The organism is Limnospira fusiformis SAG 85.79 (genome assembly GCF_012516315.1).
Lineage (GTDB): Bacteria > Cyanobacteriota > Cyanobacteriia > Cyanobacteriales > Microcoleaceae > Limnospira > Limnospira fusiformis.
Genome location: NZ_CP051185.1, coordinates 5441239 through 5463981 on the forward strand (window position 1 = coordinate 5441239; position 22743 = coordinate 5463981).

Annotated in this window: 19 protein-coding genes and 1 pseudogene; 11 read left to right on the forward strand and 9 right to left on the reverse strand. The window is 42.5% G+C overall.

Annotated elements, in window-relative coordinates:
* Nucleotides 1-59: 59 nt before the first annotated feature.
* The 5 genes from HFV01_RS25415 to HFV01_RS25435 are packed head-to-tail and all read left to right on the forward strand — an operon-like array spanning nucleotide 60 to nucleotide 5697.
* Nucleotides 60-500 (forward strand): hypothetical protein, encoded by a 441-nt coding sequence (locus tag HFV01_RS25415; RefSeq protein WP_006622032.1) that lies wholly within the window; start codon nucleotides 60-62, stop codon nucleotides 498-500.
* The gene (locus tag HFV01_RS25420) at nucleotides 493-1911 is read left to right on the forward strand and encodes a GMC family oxidoreductase N-terminal domain-containing protein (protein ID WP_193520496.1); all 1419 of its coding nucleotides are present in this window, start codon (nucleotides 493-495) and stop codon (nucleotides 1909-1911) included. Before HFV01_RS25415 ends, HFV01_RS25420 begins: the two co-directional genes overlap by 8 nt.
* A 51-nt stretch (nucleotides 1912-1962) precedes the next feature.
* Nucleotides 1963-4080, forward strand: a complete 2118-nt coding sequence (locus HFV01_RS25425; RefSeq protein ID WP_193520497.1) for a hypothetical protein — start codon at nucleotides 1963-1965, stop codon at nucleotides 4078-4080.
* On the forward strand, nucleotides 4073-5131 hold the full coding sequence (locus HFV01_RS25430) for an NAD-dependent epimerase/dehydratase family protein (protein ID WP_006622035.1): 1059 nt from the start codon (nucleotides 4073-4075) through the stop codon (nucleotides 5129-5131). The genes HFV01_RS25425 and HFV01_RS25430 overlap by 8 nt, the downstream gene beginning before the upstream one ends.
* The gene (locus HFV01_RS25435; RefSeq protein ID WP_006622036.1) at nucleotides 5131-5697 is read left to right on the forward strand and encodes a YdcF family protein; all 567 of its coding nucleotides are present in this window, start codon (nucleotides 5131-5133) and stop codon (nucleotides 5695-5697) included. Before HFV01_RS25430 ends, HFV01_RS25435 begins: the two co-directional genes overlap by 1 nt.
* A 17-nt stretch (nucleotides 5698-5714) precedes the next feature.
* On the opposite strand, the gene HFV01_RS31295 is transcribed toward HFV01_RS25435, so the two are convergent.
* The 3 genes from HFV01_RS31295 to HFV01_RS25445 form a co-directional block, all read right to left on the reverse strand.
* Nucleotides 5715-6110, reverse strand: a complete 396-nt coding sequence (locus HFV01_RS31295; protein WP_318285946.1) for a hypothetical protein — start codon at nucleotides 6108-6110, stop codon at nucleotides 5715-5717.
* An 87-nt stretch (nucleotides 6111-6197) separates the two neighbouring features.
* Nucleotides 6198-6467: a hypothetical protein gene (locus tag HFV01_RS31300; protein WP_318285947.1), complete on the reverse strand. Its 270-nt coding sequence runs from the start codon at nucleotides 6465-6467 to the stop codon at nucleotides 6198-6200.
* A gap of 15 nt (nucleotides 6468-6482) precedes the next feature.
* Nucleotides 6483-7970 carry an AAA family ATPase gene (locus HFV01_RS25445; protein ID WP_006622038.1) on the reverse strand — a complete coding sequence of 496 codons (1488 nt, stop codon included), beginning with the start codon at nucleotides 7968-7970 and terminating at the stop codon, nucleotides 6483-6485.
* A gap of 197 nt (nucleotides 7971-8167) precedes the next feature.
* Here HFV01_RS25445 and HFV01_RS25450 point away from each other — a divergent pair, with 197 nt between their 5' ends.
* From HFV01_RS25450 to HFV01_RS25465, 4 genes and pseudogenes are all read left to right on the forward strand, one after another.
* Complete coding sequence (locus HFV01_RS25450) at nucleotides 8168-9193, forward strand: NAD-dependent epimerase/dehydratase family protein (RefSeq protein WP_006622039.1); 1026 nt, start codon at nucleotides 8168-8170, stop codon at nucleotides 9191-9193.
* 44 nt (nucleotides 9194-9237) lie between these two features.
* On the forward strand, nucleotides 9238-10296 hold the full coding sequence (locus tag HFV01_RS25455) for a UbiA prenyltransferase family protein (protein ID WP_006622040.1): 1059 nt from the start codon (nucleotides 9238-9240) through the stop codon (nucleotides 10294-10296).
* Nucleotides 10297-10842: 546 nt separating this feature from the next.
* Nucleotides 10843-11506 (forward strand): annotated as a pseudogene (locus HFV01_RS25460) (type II restriction-modification system restriction endonuclease).
* A 62-nt stretch (nucleotides 11507-11568) separates the two neighbouring features.
* Entirely contained in the window at nucleotides 11569-12996 is a 1428-nt protein-coding gene (locus HFV01_RS25465) for a hypothetical protein (RefSeq protein WP_006622042.1), read from the forward strand.
* Nucleotides 12997-13017: 21 nt separating this feature from the next.
* On the opposite strand, the gene HFV01_RS25470 is transcribed toward HFV01_RS25465, so the two are convergent.
* The 5 genes from HFV01_RS25470 to HFV01_RS25490 all read right to left on the reverse strand — a co-directional run bounded on the left by HFV01_RS25470 (nucleotide 13018) and on the right by HFV01_RS25490 (nucleotide 19237).
* The gene (locus HFV01_RS25470) at nucleotides 13018-13545 is read right to left on the reverse strand and encodes a Ycf51 family protein (RefSeq protein WP_006622043.1); all 528 of its coding nucleotides are present in this window, start codon (nucleotides 13543-13545) and stop codon (nucleotides 13018-13020) included.
* Between the two features lie 72 nt (nucleotides 13546-13617).
* A complete protein-coding gene (locus HFV01_RS25475; RefSeq protein WP_006622044.1) occupies nucleotides 13618-14676 on the reverse strand; it encodes an adenylate/guanylate cyclase domain-containing protein in 1059 nt (352 codons plus the stop codon).
* Between the two features lie 26 nt (nucleotides 14677-14702).
* Entirely contained in the window at nucleotides 14703-15080 is a 378-nt protein-coding gene (locus HFV01_RS25480) for a response regulator (RefSeq protein WP_006619127.1), read from the reverse strand.
* A gap of 65 nt (nucleotides 15081-15145) precedes the next feature.
* The gene (locus HFV01_RS25485; RefSeq protein ID WP_193520498.1) at nucleotides 15146-18040 is read right to left on the reverse strand and encodes a PAS domain S-box protein; all 2895 of its coding nucleotides are present in this window, start codon (nucleotides 18038-18040) and stop codon (nucleotides 15146-15148) included.
* Nucleotides 18041-18088: 48 nt separating this feature from the next.
* Nucleotides 18089-19237 carry an AI-2E family transporter gene (locus HFV01_RS25490; RefSeq protein ID WP_006622046.1) on the reverse strand — a complete coding sequence of 383 codons (1149 nt, stop codon included), beginning with the start codon at nucleotides 19235-19237 and terminating at the stop codon, nucleotides 18089-18091.
* Nucleotides 19238-19432: 195 nt separating this feature from the next.
* Between HFV01_RS25490 and HFV01_RS25495 the strand changes: the two genes are divergently transcribed.
* Entirely contained in the window at nucleotides 19433-21769 is a 2337-nt protein-coding gene (locus tag HFV01_RS25495; protein WP_318285949.1) for a glycosyltransferase family 4 protein, read from the forward strand.
* A 292-nt stretch (nucleotides 21770-22061) separates the two neighbouring features.
* Here HFV01_RS25495 and HFV01_RS31305 read toward each other — a convergent pair whose 3' ends face one another.
* Nucleotides 22062-22250, reverse strand: coding sequence for a hypothetical protein (locus HFV01_RS31305; protein WP_111894403.1), 189 nt, complete (start codon nucleotides 22248-22250; stop codon nucleotides 22062-22064).
* Here HFV01_RS31305 and HFV01_RS25500 point away from each other — a divergent pair.
* Nucleotides 22217-22540 (forward strand): hypothetical protein, encoded by a 324-nt coding sequence (locus tag HFV01_RS25500; protein ID WP_187757809.1) that lies wholly within the window; start codon nucleotides 22217-22219, stop codon nucleotides 22538-22540. The genes HFV01_RS31305 and HFV01_RS25500 overlap by 34 nt on opposite strands.
* Nucleotides 22541-22743: the final 203 nt, after the last annotated feature.

Genomic DNA, 22743 nt, shown 5'->3' on the forward strand with positions numbered 1-22743 from the left:
ATTGCCCTCACCCTAAATCTGGATCCCAGAGTGGGATCCAGATTTTGAGAGGTGATCAGATGATTTCTGAACAGGCTGTAATTGGCGATCGCCACTTAACTTTGAAAAATCAGTCAATCCCATTGATAGCCATGACCCAAGTATTTAATAGTACCGCCTCCGCCCTCTGTTACTCAATTATTTGCGATCGCACCCCCACCGAGGAAACCCGCGAATTTTATCATAATGATGTCGTGCGATTTGTCCTGGAACAACATAGGCGAATGCCCGATTATCTGCAATTTCCCATCTGGCTATTAACCGTTATTTTCGACTGCTGGGGATGGCTAAACGCCTCACCCTTTCATCGTCAACCCCACCAGCTTCGTCGCCAACAAATCGAAGCCTGGAAAAATTCCCCTTTTAGCCCCTGTCGGGATTTGATGCGCTTTTATGAGAGTTTAGTGGTACTGTGTTGGCAATCTTTGGTTAATTCCAATCAATGCGATCGCCATGTTTGAACCCCAATCCTGTGAAATTGCCGTCATTGGTTCCGGTCCTGGGGGTGCAATTACCGCCTGTTTATTAGCCGAAGCCGGACGGGATGTGCTACTTATCGAAGAAGGCGCTTTTCTTCCCCTAGAGTCCTGTGCGCCCTTTTCCCAGGAGGAAATGGTGCAGAAATATCGCAATGGGGGGTTAACAGCAGCCCTAGGAACCCCCAAAGTTCAATATGTCGAAGGTCGCTGTGTGGGGGGAGGTAGCGAAATCAACAGCGGGCTGTACCATCGAACCCCGGCGCAGATATTGGAGAGGTGGCGGACTGAGTTTGAGGTGGAAGGCTTAGAAGATGCTGACCTGTTACCCCATTTTCTAGCCTGCGAAGAGGCTGTTACTGTCTGTTCCCTACCAGGAAAACCCCCCGCCGCCTCTCTGAAACTCCACGAAGGCGCTATCAAGTTGGGCTGGGAGTCCCTAGAAGTGCCGCGCTGGTTTCGCTATGAAACCCAGGATGACCCGAATTTACCACCCAAGGGAACCCGCCAGTCAATGACTAAAACCTTTATACCTCGCGCTTTACGGGCGGGGTGTAGGTTGCGCTCAGAGACGCGAATTAACCGAATTGGTCGCCGAGGTCAAAAGTGGACTATGTGGGCTAATACGGGCGAAATTGAGGCGGAAACGGTGTTTATCTGTGGCGGGGCTATCCAAACCCCGGCTTTGTTGCGGCGCAGTGGGATTACTGACAATATTGGGAATTCTCTACAACTGCATCCGACGGTTAAGGCGATCGCTCAATTTTCCGAACCTGTTAACGCCCTTGATATGGGGGTTCCCGTCCATCAGGTTAAGGAGTTCGCCCCCCGGTTCAGTTTTGGCTGTTCGATTAGTTCCCCCCCTTACCTGTCGGTGGGAATGGTGGATCATCCTGAGTATATGGGGGAGGTACACCGCCACTGGGAAAATATGGCGATTTATTATGCCATGATTACCGCCTCCGGTCGGGGTTCCGTGCGTACCCTCCCCGGTTTTCGCGATCCTTTGGTGCGCTATCGCCTCACCGGTGAGGATTTGCGAAATTTGGGTGAAGGTTTGCGGAAATTGTCTCAACTGCTATTTGAGGCGGGGGCGATCGCAGTTTATCCCAGTTTGTCCGGTTTTGGGCGGTTGAAGAGAGACGATGGCGATCGCATCCCGGAAATTCTCCCGGCGGCGAGTACCAATTTGATGACGGTTCATCTGTTTTCCTCCTGTCCTATGGGAGAAAATCGTCGCCTGTGTGCGGTCGATTCTTTTGGCAAAATTCATGGCTTTGAGAATCTTTATATTGCTGATGGGAGTCTGTTATGTACCGCCCCCGGCGTGAATCCTCAAGGGTCGATTATGGCGATCGCTCGACGGAATGCGTTAAAGTTTTTAGACAAACTTTAGCTGTTGAATAATTACCAACTGCCAAAACTGTTCTAATTTCTGCCATCAATAATGTTGTTAATTCCCCGAAAAATAACAATTAGACCCACCACGGCTTTCTACCTGATTCCGGTTGTCATTTTAATGGCATTTGTGATCATCTACGGCGTGAGAGTTCCCCACTGGGATGAATGGGCGATCGCCACCATCTTTGAGAAAATAGCCCAGGGAAAAGCTGGGTTAAGCGATTTTGCCGAAATGTACAATGATCATCGCTACTTTTTCCTGAGATTAATTATCGTCCCCTTGGCATTTATTTCCGGTTGGGAGAAGATTTATGAAATCTTAATCGGGGTGTTATTTGCCATCCTTAACGGGATGTTAATTGTCAAAATTTCTCGCCAATGTTATCCAGATATTTCGCACTCCCGCCAATTCCACATTATTAATGGTCTATCCTGTCTGATTCTGTTTTCCCTAGGACAGTATCAAAATTGGCTGTGGGGATTACAATTGGGGATATTTCTAGTTAATCTGTGTGTGACAACTTCTCTCTGGGTTCTCAATTCACCGCCAGCCAAAAATAGCCTAATTTTGGCGACTCTACCCATCCTCATTGCCAGCTTCACATTAGCCCAAGGCATTATAGCATGGTTGGCGATTTTACCCACAGTTTTTTTAAGCCATACTCCCATCAAATCAGGATTAAAAAACAGCCTGATATGGCTAGGATTATTTGCCATTACTACCGCCGTTTATGTGCTGGGATATGACAGCAACAATCCCAGCAACTTTAACCTGTTGTATCTGCTCAATCATCCAGTGTTTTGGGTGCGGTTTTTTGTCACCCTATTAGGAGCGCCTCTAGGTTTCTATTCTGTGCCATTAGCCAATATTTTGGGGGTTTTGGTATTATTCAGCTTTGGGGGTGCGATCGCCTGGGGATATCAAAAAAACGGGTTCCAATTTTTAAAAACTGTCGCCCCCTGGATTAGTTTAGCATTGTTCGCCTTACTATTTGCAGCCATTACCACTTTTGGCAGGGTTGAAGCCGCATTATTTACCGATTTAGGGTTAGATTTTGCTTTGGGTTCCAGATATATCAGCAATTCCCTCTTTTTGTGGGTAGCGGTGTTACAAATTGGGTTATATTTCGCCAATGGAGAGGTTCCCCTTCTTCCCGGTAAACGGGGATTAACTGGTGTAGCGATCGTGATAATTTTTCTAACCGCAATTAATTCAGTATATGCCATTAACGAAGGTCAAGAATATCGGCAAATTTCTCAGCAGATAACCAGATGTCTGAAGGTGATCCAAGTTTGGGACGATCGCTCTCCTCACTGCTGGCACTGGTTTGAAATTATCCCCTCTCGCGATCGCTTTAAACAAACAGCGATCGTCTTAAATGATTTGGGATTTATTGACAGTCCTCAACTACAATTTATCAAGAGTTCCGAAAATTATGGTGCGATCGTCTGGTACAATTCCCCAGGTGTGTTTTCCCAAAACCATGAAAATGGCTGGATTATATTGCACGGAAAATTACAACTTAATCCTCAGCTAGTTGATGAAAATAATCAGCTGATGATACTTTCCAAGTCTTCAGAAGCCACAGCAATTTCTTACCCAGAGATTGACCAACATTTTTTTTTGGCTGCCATAGAAACAGCAGTTTTTAATCTGTATGAAAATACATCAATTCAAGCATGGATCAAGATAGGGGAATCCTCAGAATTACTACCTTTGGCGGGAGAAACTCAGATTAAAGTAGTTCTTGATGGCATCCCTAACCCCGGCTTTAACCGCCAACCTGAAAGCATTTACGGCTATATTAACCCCCCCCTCGCCACCTTAACTTTCAACCCCGGCGATCGCTTTATGCTAAACGGTTGGGCGGCGTTTGGCGATCGCGACCAACAACCCGATCGCGTCTTTTTTTCATATAGCGACCAGGACTTTTTCTTCGCCGACACTGCGATCGATTTGGAAACCCCCCAGGTGGCCGAATATTTCCATAGCGATCGCTACTCAAAATCTGGTTGGATCGCTGAACTTTCCGCGCCGGATATTCCCCCCGGAGAAACCACTATTCACGCTTGGGTTTATGATCCTGATAGGGGGGAGTTTGTCACCCTACAACGAGAAATTCCGTTAATTATTCTAGGAGGACCAGAGAGAGACCATGAGTGATCTAGTTTTAGTTACAGGTGCATTAGGCTGGTTGGGATTCAGTTTGGTCAAAGCCCTAGTTAAAGGACTCCCAGATATTGAGGCTTTTTCCCAACCCAGAAATAATCAGATTATTCGCTGTCTAATTTTACCCGGTCAAGACCCCGAAATTTTGAAAAACCTCTCCGATAAAATTGAAGTGATTGTCGGAGATTTGCGAAATCCCCAAGACTGCGATCGCTTTTGTGAAAATGCGAATCATGCCATTCTATTTCATACCGCCGGAATCATTCACCCTCCGCGCGTTTCCGAATTTTATCATATAAATGTCAACGGAACCCAAAACCTGTTAAATTCCGCCGTCACCAATCGCGTCAAAAGGGCTGTGATTGTCTCTTCTAATTCTCCCTGTGGTTGCAATCCCCACCCCGATCATTTATTTGATGAAAAATCCCCCTACCATCCCTATATGAATTATGGCAAATCCAAAATGCTGATGGAGTTAGCCGTTATGTCCATGCAGGAATCAGGAAAAATAGAAACCGTTATCGTCCGTCCGCCCTGGTTTTACGGGCCAAACCAACCCCCCCGACAAACCCTATTTTTCCAAATGATTCGGGATGGAAAAGGTCCCATTGTAGGAGATGGAAATAATTTGCGATCGATGGCTTATATAGACAATCTCTGTCAAGGACTTTTGCTATCAGCCGAATCCGAAAAAGCCAACGGTGAAACCTACTGGATAGCCGATAATCGCCCCTATTCCATGAATGAAATTATCGATACAGTCGAGAAACTGCTAGAATCCGAATTTAACCAAACTTGCGCCCACAAACGTTTAAAATTACCCGGAATTACCGGAGATATTGCCACCTTAGTTGATGGCACTTTGCAGAGTTTAGGATTATATCAGCAGAAAATTCATGTATTATCAGAAATGAATAAAACTATCGCCTGTTCCGTCGCCAAAGCCCAACGAGAATTAGGCTATTCTCCTACAGTTTCCCTAGAAGAAGGAATGCGTCGTAGTCTGAAATGGGTGTTCGAGAATTACCGAGGAATTGATAACTAATGGCTGATTATATCATCGTAACCGAGGGATTAACCGCTACAGAAGCCACTGCAGCCGTCGATAACTTATCCCCTTATTTTAAAGCCGTAATCTGTCAGTTAGCCGCCGATGCTGAACCCAATTCTCGCGTGTTTGTTGCGCCTGGTAATCCCTTCGGACATTCCCAATCTGAGGAAGATTATGCCGGGGAATTTCTCCAGCAATTGCGCCCAGATTTACAGGTTTTAGTTCCCCAAAATGTCCGAGATAAAACCTATTTAGATACCTTTGATAATGCGCGGGTATTGCGTTATTGGTTAAAGCAGGAAAAATATTGGCCCCTATACTCAGTAATTTTATACTGCAATAAACCCCACAGTTTCCGAAGTAGGATCATGTTTAAATCATGTGATTTTCCGGTGCAAAAAGTAGTAGGTTGTCGTCCTGAGAAGGTTGATAATTCTATGGCGATCGCCCCTCGATTATGGTTTTATAATTACCCGCCAATCCAATTCCTTTACGAATTGGCAACATTAGTTTACGATGCTGGGAGAGTCATTATTTGGAAGGTTAGCGGTAGTCCATAAAAACTTGTAAACAACTTCTATTTTGATAAGAGAGTCTCCAAACTGATAGTCATTTGATTGGTAACTTTCAAGTGTTTAATCTTGATTTTATCTTGTTCCCTTAAAAGAGTACGACAAGTTAACAAATCAGTTTGATTATTTAAAATTGAATACAATTGACTATTGTTATCTATCAAATTGCTTTTGAGATAAAACAAAATACCTTGAAAATCTATAGATATGGTTTCCTGATGATAACCTTGAATTGGATTTAAGTGATTGTTTAAAGTCAGTAAAATATACATCCTACTCATACCATCGGCAAATTTACCCTCAATATTTTTTAAAACAGAGTCATGATAATTTTTCACATTTATGGAGGATTTTAATTCAATTAAAATAATCATCAATCTATAAATTTTTTCATCAATCAAATTTTGTGTTGTATCCTGATATTTTTGTAATACTAAAATAGCACATTCAGGAGTTTTACTTTGGGTTGAGATACCGGGTATAGGTTTTTATAAATCAACTTTCCAAATTTTTTCAACTGTAGATTTATCATTATGATAATCCAATTGGTCAATCTTAATTGAGACTAGACGATTATTTGAGTAGTTCTTATTTTTATTTTCTTCGATTTCTATTATTTCATCATCACGGACTGGAATTTCAACTATAAATTGTTCATTAGTTAAAGCCTTATGTACTTCATCTCTCAGCAATAATATATCCTGATTGCCAGGATTATTTAAATAATAATGTTTCCTATTTTTTGATTTTTTACTCATCTTTAAACTAGCAAATTAAAAATCATCCTGTTGGCGGTAAATATAATCAGTCAGAATCCGCAGAGATTTATCTACATTATCTTCAACTTTTCGGAAATCTCTAAAATAAATGCCATAGTCATCACTTTGATAATCAACAATTTTTTCTCCCGTAAAAAAATAAACTCCTACTTTTTCCTGGGAAACCGAAATAGATGGATCAACATATTGAAGTTGATCAGCTTCGATGATTTGTCCAACATCAACTTTATATTCATTTTTCAGAACATCTAAATAGATATAATTATTAATCGCATTAGCTAAAATTGGACTGTGTGTCGTAATTAACACCTTATTATCATTTTCACTAATAAACTGTAGTAGTATATTTAATAAATTTATTTGATTTTCAGGATGTAAATTTTCCTCCGGTTCATCCATGATCAGAAAATTATTCTTTTCATTTACCCAATATTTCAGATACAAATATAGAAGCGTTAATTGATTGACAGAAGAAGACGCTAAATACATTGGTAAATCAAGGTTACTGACATCTAACTTAAAAGCAAATTCGATTGGTGCTATTCCTTCTTGACTCATCAGATTAATTTCGCCACCCATAATTTTCTGTAATTTTTGAACAAGATTTAGATAAAATTCTGGTTTTACTATGGGCAACTTCTCATTAAGAGAATAGAGACTTTCAATAATTTGATTAATTGGTTCTGTATAAGGTCTATTACTAATATTTAAGTCTTTAATTTCCGACAAATTAATTCTTTCATCATCCTGTTTAGTTTCCATTAAAGTTAGCAATTTATCCACAATTTGTTCACGTTCTTTTCTTTCAATCTTATAAATATAACGATAAAATATAGGTAAAAAACTACGACTAGCAGGCAAGAAAAAAGTTTCATGCTCATATTGTAGCAAAATTAAAATTATACTTTTAATTAATATGCTTTTTTTGCCTGCAATTAAATATCTATCAACAATTGTGCGAGGTACAAAATCAAAAAAATCTTCAGGAATCTTTTTTTCCTCAATTTGGAATCGTAAAGAGTTATTTTCTTTTTTTATCTCTAAATAATTAGAATCAATCTTATTATCATCACTGGCTTTTATGGTAAAACTTGCTTGTAAACCTCCTCGCTTTATTTCATCAATACTTGCTTCAAAGTCAAGTGATATATTATCAAATAATTTGGATGCTTGTAAATCTTTAAAAGTGTGCTTCTTTAAAGCATCCCTTAAAAAGGAACTATAGCTTATGATGATTTTATCAATTAATTCCTGATTAACTTCAAAGTGTTTGGCGTTTTTCAGAAGATTATCTTCAATAATGTCTAAATTATTTTGAGCAAAATTGTTGATGATTCGTTGATTAAAAATAGTCCATAATAATTGAGATACATAACTTTTTCCACTATTGTTATATCCTACAAAAACTAACAAATTTTTTGACAAATCAATGGCTTTACTATTGTTTTTAATCGGCCCAAAATTTTTGATAATTAATTTCATATTAATCCTTGTTGAAATAACTTTGACTATATCTTAATCTGTGATTTTAGCAAATTTTGATAATTTTGTGCAACTTCAGCTTACCAATATTAGTAGTTGTCCTCCAAAGGTTTCTGTTACAATTCCTTGACAAATTGGCCACATTAGTTTACGATGCTGGGAGAGTCATTATTTATTTGGAAGGTTAGCGGTAGTCCATGAAACATCTGGTAACAGGGGGTTCCGGTTTTTTAGGAAATCTGATCGCCCGTCGGTTGTCGCAACGGGGAGAAGAAGTCAAAATACTAGATATTTGGGAAGATCCAACTCGCCCCCAGGATATTGAATATATTAACTGCGATATTCGCGATCGCCAAGGTGTCGCCGCCGCCATGAAAGGGGTTGATATCGTTCATCATAATGTCGCTTTAGTTCCCCTTACCAAGTCGGGAAATAAGTTTTGGGAAGTGAATGTCGAAGGGAGTCGGATCGCCGCTGAGGAAGCTGCTAAAGCAGGGGTTAGCAGTTTTATTCACATGAGTTCTAGTGCCTTATTTGGCGACCCAAAATGTCCCATTACTAACGATACTCAACCCCAGCCTGTAGAGATTTACGGACGCGCAAAATTGGCGGGAGAATTAGCAGTCCGTGAGGTTTGCGATCGCCAAAGTTTACCCTTAATAGTAATTCGCCCCCGGACGATTTTGGGGGAGGGAAGGTTAGGCATTTTTCAGATTCTATTTGAGTGGATTCAAGAAGGGCGAAATGTCTACGTTATCGGGGATGGAAATATAAAATTCCAGTTTATTCATGCTCTGGATTTAATGGACGCTTACCTATTAGCTTTGGATTTAGGAAAACCAGGAATTTATAATGTCGGAAGCGATCGCTTTGGGACTCTTAGGGAAGGTTTGGAAAATTTAATTAGCTATGCGGGGACTGATTCTCAGGTAAAAAGTCTCCCCACCACTTTGACAATTGGCACCTTGAGACTCTTGGATATTGTCGGTTTAAGCCCCCTCGCACCTTGGCATTATCTCACCTATCATAAAGAGTTTTATTTCGATGTTGAACCCCTGTTAAATTTGGGATGGCAACCCAAATACTCCAATGATGATATGTTCCAGGAAAGTTACGATTGGTTTCAGAAAAACTATGATAAAATTCAGGCAGAAAAGGCAGGTTCCGCACACCGTAAACCCGTCAAAGAAAAAATCCTTTGGCTGCTCAAACAGTTGTCTTAACTGTTATAATGATGATACACGACTGCTTTCTGCAAAGGGGTGTGATGAAACCTAAATTTGGTATAAAAATTAAACCGGAATCTACCCGGGTATCTAATCCCAATTCGGCAGAAGTTACCCCAGAAAAATCGGGAGAAATTGGGGATATAATCAAGTTGCTGCGTCCCCACCAATGGACTAAAAATCTGTTCTGTTTGGCGGGGGTCATTTTTGGGGGTAGGTTAGGAGAAATTAATGCGATCGCCAACGGCATTTTAATGGTCGTCCTGTTTTCCATGATGGCATCAGCCGTCTATATTTTCAACGACATTCAAGACATCGATCGCGATCGCCAACATCCCAAAAAGCGATTTCGTCCCCTCCCCAGCGGACGGGTAAAATTAACAACCGCCAAAGCGATCGGCATTTTTTTAATCACCGTTTCTCTCATCGGTTCTTACAATCTAGGAATCCCCACCTTTTGCTGTCTGTTGTTGTACGGAATTAACAATGTCGCTTATTCCCTAAAACTCAAAAATATTCCCCTTTTTGATGTCAATTGTATCGCCTTCGGTTTCGTCCTCCGTCTCCTCGCCGGAATTTACGCCGTGGGAGACACACCCACCGCCTGGATTACCCTTTGTACCTTCTTTTTAACCTTATTTCAAGGTTTCGCCAAAAGGCGATCGGAACTCCTCTCTCTCCTCCACAAACACAACCCCATCGAATCCCTAGAAGAATTATCCCCAGACTCTCTTAATTCCACCGAAAAACCGTCATATCTGCAACTCTTTTATCAACGGGGTCAAAATAATCAACAGCGCCCCGTTTTATGCCATTATACCCTACCCTATCTCGACTCTTTGCTAAACAGTACAGCCACCATAACCATCATGTGTTATTCCCTATTTACCATCAGTTCCGGGAAAAATACTTCCTTAGTTATCACCGTTCCCATTGTCTATTATGCGGTAATGCACTACAAACGCATCGTCACAGTTTTAGCAGCCGGAGAAGAACCCGATCGCATTTTAATCGAAGATAACAGCATCAAAATCAGCCTATTTGTGTGGCTAGTTTCCTATTTAGCGATCGTCTATTTCGACCTGCATATTTTTCTTTAAAATCAGCCCTACTAGAAACCCGGTTTCTCACAGAAACCGGGTTTCTTTAGCTTACCCAGTGAGAAACGGGGTTTCTTTAGATTACCGAGGGTTATCAATCTGTTGTATAATTAGTTAGCTGCCAATCAGGGTTGGTAATTATGGCTAAATGTCCAATCTGTGAAACCCAATACACAGAAAACCAGGTCGAAACCTTTACCGTATGCGGTTATGACCTGACCTCGCTAATTACAACTGCCATAGGGGAACCACCCCCGTCAGTAATTTCCAACACGCCACTATATTGGCGGTTCCCCCTCGGATGGTCGAGTGTGGAATGGTCTGCATATTTATGTTGAAAATTTGGTCAATCTTCTGGAATGCAGAGACAAAAGGGTGGTGCGCGGCGGTTCGTGGTACAGCTTTCCAGGTTACTGTCGTTGTGCCTACCGCGACTGTATTTACCCGGCAGACAGCAGTTACGGTTTCCGGGTGTGTTGTTCCCTCCCGGAGACTCTTCGCCCTTAACTATATTACCCTTTTTTATTGTGATCAGTCTTATCCGCTATGCAAGCCTTAACCATAAAAACTCTGTGTTCTGAAGCTGAAAAATTTTCAATCTTAGAATCCCAACATCTAGAACCTTCACTTTATGGAATTACAGATGGTAAAAAGGTAGGTACTTACTTAGAGCAAAAATTTAGAAACTACCTGAAAAAAAATTATGACTTTAGGGAAGGAAATTCAGCCATTGGTATTGATTTCCCGGAACTGCAAGTTGATATGAAAGTGACGAGTATTAAACAGCCTCAATCATCCTGTCCTTTCAAGTCAGCTAGACAAAAAATTTTTGGTTTAGGATATTCTCTATTAGTATTTGTTTACGAAAAGCTAGATCATCATGATAATCAAACGGCTAATTTAAAGATTCTGAATGTCATCTATGTGCAAGCAGAGAAAACCGCCGATTTTCAAATGACTCGCGGAATTCGTGAAATTTTGCAAAATGAAGGAAATGTTGATGATTTAATTGCGTTTATGTGGGATCGAAATCTCCCCGTTGATGAAATTGAAGCTACCAATATTGCCGAAGAAATCATGGCTAATCCTCCAGAAGTTGGGTTTTTGACAATTTCCAATGCTTTACAATGGAGATTACAGTATAGATAGAAGAGTAATTGAACGTGCGGGTCAGGAAGATGGTATAATTACTGTTTATCGTTTTGAGTAGCTAGGTCCGTTATTAACAACAAATTAAAAGTAGAATATGGAGATTTTCAAACCCCTATAGAGTTGGCGAAACGAATTTGCCAAAAATTGTCAAGTTTAGGGGTGAATCCAGATTTGATTGTTGAACCGACCTGTGGTGTCGGTAATTTCATTGTAGCATCGATTAAACAGTTTAATTTGGCTGCTAAAATTGTGGGAATTGAGATTAACTCTGATTATATTAAAGCAGCTAAAAATAGTCCAATTATTAAACATGATGAGCGAGTTATTATTCACCATGGAGATTTGTTAAATTTCCCGTTGTCAAACTTGGAACAGTCGGGGGAAATCTTGGTTATAGGTAATTTTCCTTGGATTACCAATTCACAACAAGGGTTAATATCCGGTAAAAATTTGCCGCAAAAAAGTAACTTTCTCGGATATAAAGGCTTAGATGCTTTAACTGGAAAAAGCAATTTTGACCTGTCGGAATGGATGCTTATTCAAATTATTGAATGGTTGCAGAATTATGAACATAGCTATCTGGGGATGGTTTGTAAAACCTCTGTGGCTAGAAAAATTTTACACTATTTGCGCGATCGCCAAAAAAATGTCTGCCAATTTTCTACCTATGGAATTGATGCTAAAAAGTATTTTAAGGCGGCAGTTGAATCCTGTCTTTTATTCTGTGAATTTCGAGGTAAATTTAAACGCTATTTTTGTGATGTATTCCCCAGTATGGAAAGTGCGGATTTCCAGAGAATTGGTTTCTCTCATAATCGGCTGATTGCGGATATGGTCACTTTTCAAAAACTGAGTTTTCTTTATTCCGAAACTCAGCCCTTGATTAAATGGCGATCGGGAATCAAACACGATTGTGCCAAAATTATGGAACTTCGTCAAGTTAATGATGATTTAGTGAATGGTTTGGGAGAAAAAGTTAACTTGGAGGATGATTATATTTTTCCACTTTTGAAAGGCTCAGATATTGCTAATGGGAAGATTAGCCAAACTGATAAATATGTCCTGGTTACTCAAAAATCTCTGGGGGAAGACACGACTTTAATTCAAAACCACGCGCCCCAAACTTGGAATTATCTTGAACAGAATGCGGCGAATTTAGATGGTCGCCAAAGCAAAATTTATCAAAATCATCCCCGTTTTTCTATTTTTGGGGTGGGAGACTATACCTTTAAACCGTGGAAAATAGCGATTTGTGGTCTTTACAAAAAACTAGAGTTTCGATTGATAAGTCCCCTCAAGGGAAAACCTGTTTTATTTGATGATACGGTTTATTTTTTGGGCTTCGACACTGAACCGGAGGCGATCGCCATATTTGAAATAATCACTTCTGCTGAGGCGATCGCTTTTTATAATTCACTAATTTTCTGGGATGAAAAAAGACCCATCAAAACCAGCATTCTCAATTGTTTAAATTTACATCCGAGGCTAATACCCCCAAGAAACCCGGTTGTGAGCAACGGGGTTTCTTTTCCCCCACCATGTAGATAGATGGGGAATTGGGGGCGATAATTAGTTAGTAGCTTCGCGCACTGTTTGAAGGTGATTGAGACTTTCTTGATTAATAGCGATCGCCACATCTCCCTGATTAGCAAAACCAGATACCCGTTGCACCTGTCCCAAAAAAATCGGTTCCGAAACCCCTGGTTGAGGGTGAACAATAGTTCTGGCGCGGATAACTAAAGGCATTTGTCCTGCGCCGCCGCGACCGGGTGAATATAGGTCACTAGCAGCCTGTTGGAGAGTCGCCTCTAGTTGTGACTCAGTAATATCTGGAGCCACAACAATCACAATTTGGCGAGCGCCATCATCAAACACCCTGCTATAGCGGACTGCTCCAGGAATTTCAACCCGTTGAAATAATCCCAACCCCAAAGCGAACACGCCGCCAGCGAGGACTCCGGTAAAAGCAGTTATCCCCACCAGGCGAAAACGAATGCCCCAGTTTAGTACAAAAGCCAAAACAGTTAATGCAGCTAAAGCCAGGGTAGCGATACCCAGCCACTTAGAAAAATCGAGTAATTCAGGGGTAGTCAACATGGTAAGTCTTGTCCGAGACCAAAAGATTAATAAATCGTCACCTATCAACTGTCAATCATCAACCGTCACCTGTCAAGGCTTTTTCATAATCAGAAAATAAGTATTCATTTCCCCCTTTCCTTTCACGTCAATGATACCTCTGGGTTGAAATTCATAACCATGGCGCAGACGTTGATAGGTAGTTTCAGTGACTTGAATTTTCCCCGCCAACCCATGAGACTCCATGCGGTTAGCAGTGTTGACAGTATCCCCCCACAAATCATAAGCAAATTTGCGAGTTCCAATCACCCCGGCTTCTACCGGACCCGTATTGATACCCATTCTCATAGTCAAAGTTTCTCCGGGTTTTAGGCTAAAATTTGTCACAATCTTTTGCATTTCCAAAGCCATATCAGCGATCGCCTCCGCATGGTCTGGTCTCGGGGTAGGGAGTCCCCCCACCACCATATAAGCATCACCGATAGTTTTAATCTTTTCCAGTCCGTAATTTTCTGCCAACTGGTCAAAAGCGGAAAAAATTTGATTAAGAATTTCCACCAATTCAGCCGGGGATAGATTATCGGATAGTTTAGTAAAATTGACAATATCAGCAAATAATACAGTCACATCAGCGAAGCTATCAGCAATGGTACTTTCTCCCTGTTTTAACCGTTGTGCGATCGGTGCGGGGAGGATATTCAGCAATAACCGTTCCGACTTTTGTTGTTCCGCCGCCAACTTTTGCAGATAGGCTTGTTCTTGGTCTCGCAGGCGTTTTTTTTCCAAACAGGCATTAATTCTAGCCCGCAATAGAACATGATTAAAAGGTTTAGATAGATAATCCTCTGCACCGAGTTCAATACACCGGACAATGCTATCAATATCATTAACCGCCGAAATCATAATTACGGGAATGTGGCGCAACTGGAGATCTGCCTTGAGGGACTCCAGCACCTGATAGCCGTTCATTTGTGGCATCATAATATCCAACAATACCAGATCCAGCGCTGTCGATCGCATAATTTTCAAGGCTTCAAAGCCATTAGAAGCCACCAGTACATCGTAACCCTGTTTTTGTAAACGTCGAGCCAACAGGTCACGATTGATTTCATTATCATCAACAATCAACACAAGATCCGGGTGAGCATTCATCTAAACTTAGAACTTACAGATGGATATCACGAAGTCGCCTTATTTTTGAGGTGAGTCTCAATTTTCTCAAGTAGGCGGGGGAACTCCACTGGTTTAGTGTCATAATCATCACAGCCAGCAGCGAGACATTTTTCGCGATCGCCAGCCATAGCATGGGCTGTGAGGGCAATCACTGGAATTTCCTTAGTTTTAGTATCAGCCTTAATTTCACGGGTCGCTTGCCACCCATCTTTAATGGGGAGACTCATATCCATTAAAATCAAATCGGGGGCTTGTGTTTGGGCTAAATTCACCCCTTCCGCCCCATCTTCAGCAATTAAGACATCATAACCCTTTCGACTCAAGCGCCTTTTGAGCATATCGCGATTCATTTCATTATCTTCTACCAATAGAATCTTAGCCATGATCTAATTTTAAGGTTGAGGGTTTGACCAGTTATCTTTTCTGAAAAAGCCAGGAAACTACCCAGTTAATTCTCACTCAAACAGCCTTGGGTATAAGCATCAACTCCTGAATACTCTTCGGGGACTTGGGTTGTAGCGATCGCCTCTGAGGTTTTCACCTTGACTCGGGTAGGGATGACCACCTTAAAGGTTGACCCTTCTCCCAGTGTACTCTCTACTTGAATATTACCTCCCATCATTTGACAGAAGCGATCGCTAATAGCCAATCCCAAACCAGTTCCCCCATAGCGCCGAGTCGTCGAGGCATCCCCCTGGGTAAATGGCTGAAACAGTTGTTCTTGTTGTTCCTGACTCATACCGATTCCCGTATCATGAACCTTAAATTCTAGGACCGAACCCGACTCTTGGCTATAGGGGAGGGAGGATACACGAGAGACCTCTAACTTAATTTTCCCATTAGTTGTAAATTTCGCAGCATTACTGAGCAAATTCAGTAGAATCTGTCTAACCTTAGTCACATCAGCATACATAATCCCGATATTGTCAGGACAATCGACGGTCAGGGTGTTATTATTTTTGGACATCAGGGGTTGAGCCGTACCCATAACACTTTCTAAGAGACTGGAAATATCAAAAGCCTCTAAAAACAGGTCCATCCGTCCCGCTTCAATTTTAGAGATATCCAGGATATCATTAATCAGAGTCAGTAGATTTTTACCGGCAGTATAGATCCGTTCCAGGTCAGGCACAATATCTTCATATCCTAATTCTTCCGCTTCCTCGGATAAAATCTCGCTATAGCCGATAATGGCATTGAGGGGAGTACGCAATTCATGGCTCATATTAGCCAAAAAGGTACTTTTCGCCCGGTTAGCGGTTTCGGCGGCTTCCTTGGCGCGTTCTAAGGCTTCTGCTGCTGTTTTTCCTTCGGTGATATCTTCGACAGTTCCTTCATAACAAACCAGTTCCCCCATAGCATCAAAAACAGCCCTGGCATTTTCCGAAATCCAGATAGTTGTCCCATCTTGGCGATATACTTGGGATTCAAAGCCTGATATAACTGAACTCTTGGCGATCGCTGCTACAAATTCCGCCCGTCGGGTAGATTTAACATAAAGCTGGGTGCTAACATCGGTCAAATTAGCGATTAAGTCTTCCGGGGAGTCATAACCCAAAATCCTAGCTAAAGCTGGGTTAGCGCTAATATAGCGACCGTCTGGGGTAGTTTGACAGATACCCTCAGCCGCATTTTCAAAGATACTGCGATATTTAGCCTCTGTTTGTCGTAGCACTTCTTCCGTGCGTCGCCTTTCAATAGTGTTAGAAAACATTTCTCCCACCATTTTCAGCAGGCTAATAGTATCCGAAGACAAGGTATCAAGAGAACTGAGACTATCAAAGCGCAAAAAACCCACCAAAGATTTGCGACACACCAGAGGAATCATCGTCAGAAATTGCAGTTGGTGCTGGATATATTCTGGGTATTCATAACCGACCAATCCGGTCTCTTTATGGAAGTTTTCTAAGGCTTCCAGTTCCTCAAGAATCTGGTCAGATAAATTAGCCGATCTAATATGGATAACTTCATGCTTTTGTAACCATGAAAAAATTCCCGTAATTACCTCACAGTTAAGTTGGCTTGAGGTGACTTTTACTTGATTTGCGACCACGGAAACCAGGTCTAATGGTTCATTGTCTGACGACTCCGATACCAGGTTATTCTCGGCTTTAATAGACATCAAATTCGAGCGCCAGTCGTAGATAGATTGGCTATGATATTCAGGATCGGCGAATAGATAAATATAGCTTCTATCTACTCCGATAAACTTGCTTATTTTTTGCAGAGCTTCTTTAATTCCTGCATCAATTTCCTCGGTGCTTAGACTAATAAAATAGGTGGAAAGATTCGTAATTAGCTGCTCAAATTCTACTCGATTTTGCAGAGCTTTTTCTACTCTTTTGCGCTCGGTAATATCCCGGAAACTCCAAACCCTACCCACCAGTTTATTGCCGACTTTAGAAGGGTGAGAGTAAACCTCAAAAATCCTCCCATCCTTGAATTCTACCACATCGTATGTCGGTATGTAAGGTTGGGCGGACAGTTGCATAATAGTTTTGAGAAACTGGGGGGGGTTTTTCAATTGTCGCATCACAAAAGCTAGGGTTGAGCGATTTTGATTAGGCTCAAGGAATGATTCTGGCACCTCCCACATTTGGACAAATTTTTGATTAAAATGGCACACTTGACCATTGCGATCTAGGGCTAAAATTCCGGCATCCGTTGAGTCAAAAGTGGCTTGTAACATGGACAGGGAACGGGCGGCTTCTTGTTCGGCTTGTTGGCGATCGCTAATATCAAAAAACACTAAAACCGTTCCCACCCAACAACCATTTTCTACAATCGGGTTGAGAATGTACGAAACTGGTAAAACTTGACCATCACGACAGGCTAAATGATCCTGAGCAGATTTCAGCGGTTCTAACAGCTTTTCCTGGGTTCCTTGGTTGACAGGGGAGTGGGAATAACTATTCAGCCGTGATTGAAATTGTTGGGGAAATTCTTGTAAATGGGGAGCAATCAGTTGGAATAAATCTTGACCAGCGATTTCTGACTCTGACCAGCCCAAAAGTTGTTCAGCTTTGGGATTCATCGATAACAGATTCCCCTGAGCATCTAATATACATAATCCCGCACCGAGAGAACCAATTACCGCCTGTAGGCGATCGCGTTCTGCTTCTAACCGCGCCTCTGACTCTTGGCGTTGGCGTTCGTATTTTTCGATCATTTCCTCCGAGGAAAATGTCAGAGTTTGCGCCGCTAAATCTCTTTGTTGATCGGCGGCGCGATAACTTGAACTAACCTTTTTTAAAAACTCCCGCCAAGCCTTGGGGTCTGATGGTGGCGCGTCCATTTGAAAGCCGATTTCTTGGAGTTGTTGTTGAAGCAGAGGGTGGATCATGGTTCATAATTGAAAAATGGGGACTCAGTGTTGATGCTAGGTGAGAAATCAAAGAGAATCTGAATTGGAATCTAAGATCACCCCAGAGGGAGGGTCAGAGACAGACCCATGGGGGTAAGCTAGTTTTTGTTCCGCTAGGCGTTTGGGTTCTAAATACAAGTTTTCCACTAAGGCTGCAATTCCTGCAAACCAAGGTGGAACTATCAACGCCCCAATTAGCCCTAAAAGCTGCACCCCTGCTAAAACTGATAAAAGCTGATATAGGGGATGTACACCTACTGAAGACCCCACCAATAAGGGATCGAGAACGTAGGTTTCCAGGTTCTGCACGATTACATACAGTAGTAACACCCAAAAAAATAGAAATCCACCTTTGGCTAGGGCTACCACGAGGGCGGGAATTGCTCCTAAAATTGGACCCAGGAAGGGGATTAAATTGGTAAACCCAGCGATCGCACCCAAGCCTAGAGCATAGTCCTTTAGCCCTAAAAACCCTAAGCAGGTAGTAATACTCACCCCTAATATGGCAGATACAATTAATCTACCTCTAATATAACTGCCCATGCGACGACCTACGGGCTGGGCTTGGGCTGCTAGGCGTTCGTTCCACGGGTATGGGAACAATTGTACAAAACTTTTGACCAGAGTTTTGCTATCTGCTACCATATAGCCGGAGACGAATAGTGATAGAATCAGACTAAATACCCCTCCGACAATACCTCTGGTGATTCCGTAGGATCTGAGAATTAATTGCTGAGATGAACGAATTGTCCAGTTGGTCAGGGATTGGGTATCTACTAGGCGATCGATTAAGTCGGGGATATCTTCCCCCAAACTGCTGGCTATGTTACTGATTAGATCGAGGCTGCGTTCAGCGAAAATTGGTAACTGACGCACCAACAGGTTGATTTGATCAACCACACTCGGACCGATGATTAAACCTAATCCGGTAATGCCGCCAATTAGGGTTAAATATACTACAATCACCGCTAACCAGCGGGGAATTTTCAGGCTTTGCGCCCAGTTAACTAAGGGAATGATGGAGGCTGCTAATACCACCGAAATCATGATCAGGATAATTAATCCCTGAAGTTGCCATAATAAAACTAATAGTAAAACAGCACCAACAATCAACGGAACATTGGAAACTGACAGGGTGATATGTCTTTCCTGTCTGGGGGAGTTTTGGTCGCTCATCTTGGCGGTTAATTGCGTGAGTTAATCACAGATAAGGGGTTGACAGTGTTTTGATTTTAGTCGATTTCTGAACTAGAACGCCGCCTCGGAGGTGATTATTCTTGAGTCGCCCCAAATCCGGGAACTTTTGACGATCGATTCATGATCGATATAGTATCTACTAGCACTATTATATTTGAGAACCTATTTTGCTCTATGAGATTTCACTTGGAAGGATGGCCGTTTGCACCTAATTATTATGCGATCGCCACTTATTTTATCTGGCAAGAACTTTTGAGGCGATCGGATTTACAGGTTTCCTATCAAGCCAATCCTTCAGCCCCCCATGATTCTAACCCAATTCTCGATCGCTTACTGGGTCAGTTGTCAATTCCCACCCCAGACCACCCTAGGGATAGTAACTCAGCAGATATCTGTTTAAGGGTTTCCCCAGAAGTGGATTTTACCCCCACTGATAGCCAAAAAACTGGGATTTTGACCGCCCCACAATGGGGAACTCTCCTGAATATCAGTCCCGAAAATGTGTCACTAGCCCCTAATATCACCCTAATTACCCCGACAATGTGGTGTAAGGATGGATTACTTCGCGGCGGTATTCCACCTCACCAGGTCGCTGTTATCCCCCCTGGAGTTGACACGGAAATTTTCCACCCGTTAACCTCCCCAGACAGACAGGAATTGCGTAAATCTCTGGACTGGGACTATTATTTTGTGTTTATCCATGTTAGCAACCTCGAAAATACCGATGGTCTTCGCCCTCTCCTCAAAGCCTTTGCGGGGGTGGTGGAAGTTTACCCCCATGCTAGACTGGTATTGAAAGGCTGCACCCCACAGGGGGAAAAATTACTCCTCGAAAGCAGTCAAGCTATTTTAACTGATGCGGAAGCTACACGAGTACAGCCTAGGTTAGCCTACATTGGCGATAATTTACCTTTGGAGTCGGTGGCGAAATTGTATCAGGCGGCTGATGTTTATGTGTCCCCTGATGTCGCACCGGGGTTAAATTTACCGATTTTGGAAGCGATCGCTTGCGGTCTTCCCGTGATTTATTCTGAAGGTAGTCCCGCCCAAGAATGGACTCATCCTGATTTTGGCTGGGCGATTTCTAGCCAATTCCGAACCTTTGTGATTGACTATAAAACTCGGTTTTTGCTACATCCCAACTGGGAACATTTACTGACTTTAATGCAGCAGGCTATTGAACAGCCGCAAATCGGAACTATGGCGCGGGAGTTAGTCCCCCAGTTTGTCACCAAAAAATTTACCTGGAAACATACCGTTGACCGGATTTTAGAAGTTCTTAACCCCCAGTCAAAACCCCCGGCGGCGCTGGGGTTAAATATCGGGGGCGCTAACATCAATTCTCGCCCCCGTAACCTGGTGGTCGAAGGTTGGCGATGGTTGCCCCATTCTTATGCTTTGATTAATAGCCATCAACTCCTAGAACTTAATCAGCGATCGCCCCTTAAACTATTCCATCGGGATATGCCCTATGTGACCACCGATTGGCAGCCTAGCCGAGGTTTATTTACCCAGGAAGAAGAGGCGATTTTGGACAGTATCCCCATACCCCCAGAAGACCTGAAAGCCGATGTAACTTTGAGGATGTATTGTCCGTTTAACTTGGCATCTTCTGACAGTAAAAAAACCTTTGTTTTTGGTTGTACAGAGTGGGGAATTGTGCCACAAACTATTTTGCGGGGAATGGGGGTTAAGTCTTTGAGGGAGGCTCATTTAAATTCTGATAGTATTATCATCACCGCTTCCGAATGGTCGCGCCAAGGTTTTTTGAATAGTGGCGCAGTCCCTGAAAGGATGGCGATCGTCCCCTTGGGATTTGACCCAAAGGTGCATTATCCCCTCAATGAAGAAGACCGCAATAGTCTCCGCCGTGAGTTAGGATGGAATGATTATTTTGTGATTCTCAATATTGGCATTATGTGGAATGAACGTCAGGGGGTCGCTAGGCTTTTAAAAGCCTTTGCACAAATTGCTGAGAGTTATCCAGAAGCGAGGTTAGTTTTAAAAGGTAGAGATGCGATTTTTAAGTCCAAAGAATCCATTAAAGCCGCCAGTAAACAAGTCTTAAATGATTCCCAAATAGATTTAGTAAAACCCCGGATTAGTTATATTGGCGATAATTTATCTGCCACCGAAATCGCCAGACTCTACAAGGCGGCTGATTTATATGTTTCTCCTTATTCGGCGGAAGGCTTTAATCTCCCAGTTTTGGAAGCCGTAGCCTGTGGAACTCCGGTTATTTGCACCAAAGGAGGGCCGACAGATGAGTTTACTAGAGAAGATTTTAGCTTTTATATTAATAGTCAGCTTAAATGTTTTCAAGATTCCGAAGGTGATACTAAGTTTTACTTAGAGCCTGACGGTAATCATTTGGTGGAATTGATGGAAAATGCCCTCAAAAACCCGGGTTTAAGGAATAAGAATAAATCGGCGGGCTGCGAATTTGTCAGGGCGAGATTTACTTGGTCGAAAGTATGCGATCGCCTATTAGAAGTGTTATTGTCATCTTAAAACCCTTGACAATTCTCACCATGGGATGTCTAATGGAAGATTGCCAATCAGTTGCATACTTAACAAAGGCTCGGTCAGCACCCCCGGCTGAAGCACGGGGGCTTCCTGCCCCCCGCTTTCAGGTAGCTGACCAGCTTAAGCCTTAACTGGCTACGTTCAGAGCAAGAGTTAAAGTTCCTACCCTGGAATGCGTGCTAGTTCCAGGCTCTAGAACCAAATCGTTAAACAGTCCTAAGGGGTTAAGACAGTGCGATTTGGAAAGTACCGACTCTGAACATTAGCGAAGCAAACATTACCCCGCAAGGGAGTCGGAGCCAACCATAGCTCCATGGAGGGGCAACCATACCCCTCCACCCCGCAAGGGGGTGCTGGCGGCGGTCAGCCGCTTGAGTCGGTTTTCCTCTCCGCGATAAATCACGGAGCTTCCAACCCTCCCAGGAGTTTTACGTGAAATACTTCTTTCTCTCAGAAGGGTGGACAATTGGACGGATTTGGGGTATCGGTGGCCTGTGGGATGTGGCCACCCAGCGGCGACTTCCAGATCTACAAAAACTAGATATATGTGTGTCCAACGATACAGACACTGAAAAAATGTGGCTGTACAGAGTTGAAGATGAAGTTCTGATGCTAGAAGTCAAACCCCAATGGACAGAACACCCATCAACAGGTATCGGTCAAGTAGTTCTCACCCGTCTAATTACTGCTGACCAGGTTCTGGACCGTCTGGGAACAGCATCAACCGAGTGCCGAGTCCAGGGCGGTCTTTTTTAGGAAAGCCGCCCCCCAGTGTTTAGATCTTGGGTTTTGCTTGCAATTGGTTCTAATAATCTATACAATTCTTTAACAAAATCTGCGAAAATTCTCAGCTTCTAGTTTTTGATAGAAGTAGGGGATGGATTGCGGTAACAAGTGTTGGTAGAATAGATCCCAAAGTTAGGACACCAACTGCAAACGCCAAAACCGAGCGTTAAAAT

Excerpts from the sequence above, each read along its gene's own strand:
- HFV01_RS25495 (WP_318285949.1), top strand. The coding sequence starts at position 19,433 with ATGAGATTTCACTTGGAAGGATGGCCGTTTGCACCTAATTATTATGCG.
- HFV01_RS25490 (WP_006622046.1), bottom strand. The coding sequence starts at position 19,237 with ATGAGCGACCAAAACTCCCCCAGACAGGAAAGACATATCACCCTGTCA.
- HFV01_RS25430 (WP_006622035.1), top strand. The coding sequence starts at position 4,073 with ATGAGTGATCTAGTTTTAGTTACAGGTGCATTAGGCTGGTTGGGATTC.
- HFV01_RS25415 (WP_006622032.1), top strand. The coding sequence starts at position 60 with ATGATTTCTGAACAGGCTGTAATTGGCGATCGCCACTTAACTTTGAAA.
- HFV01_RS25485 (WP_193520498.1), bottom strand. The coding sequence starts at position 18,040 with ATGATCCACCCTCTGCTTCAACAACAACTCCAAGAAATCGGCTTTCAA.
- HFV01_RS25420 (WP_193520496.1), top strand. The coding sequence starts at position 493 with ATGTTTGAACCCCAATCCTGTGAAATTGCCGTCATTGGTTCCGGTCCT.
- HFV01_RS25475 (WP_006622044.1), bottom strand. The coding sequence starts at position 14,676 with ATGAATGCTCACCCGGATCTTGTGTTGATTGTTGATGATAATGAAATC.
- HFV01_RS25455 (WP_006622040.1), top strand. The coding sequence starts at position 9,238 with ATGAAACCTAAATTTGGTATAAAAATTAAACCGGAATCTACCCGGGTA.
- HFV01_RS25470 (WP_006622043.1), bottom strand. The coding sequence starts at position 13,545 with ATGTTGACTACCCCTGAATTACTCGATTTTTCTAAGTGGCTGGGTATC.
- HFV01_RS25425 (WP_193520497.1), top strand. The coding sequence starts at position 1,963 with ATGTTGTTAATTCCCCGAAAAATAACAATTAGACCCACCACGGCTTTC.
- HFV01_RS25435 (WP_006622036.1), top strand. The coding sequence starts at position 5,131 with ATGGCTGATTATATCATCGTAACCGAGGGATTAACCGCTACAGAAGCC.
- HFV01_RS31300 (WP_318285947.1), bottom strand. The coding sequence starts at position 6,467 with ATGAGTAAAAAATCAAAAAATAGGAAACATTATTATTTAAATAATCCT.
- HFV01_RS25480 (WP_006619127.1), bottom strand. The coding sequence starts at position 15,080 with ATGGCTAAGATTCTATTGGTAGAAGATAATGAAATGAATCGCGATATG.
- HFV01_RS25445 (WP_006622038.1), bottom strand. The coding sequence starts at position 7,970 with ATGAAATTAATTATCAAAAATTTTGGGCCGATTAAAAACAATAGTAAA.
- HFV01_RS25450 (WP_006622039.1), top strand. The coding sequence starts at position 8,168 with ATGAAACATCTGGTAACAGGGGGTTCCGGTTTTTTAGGAAATCTGATC.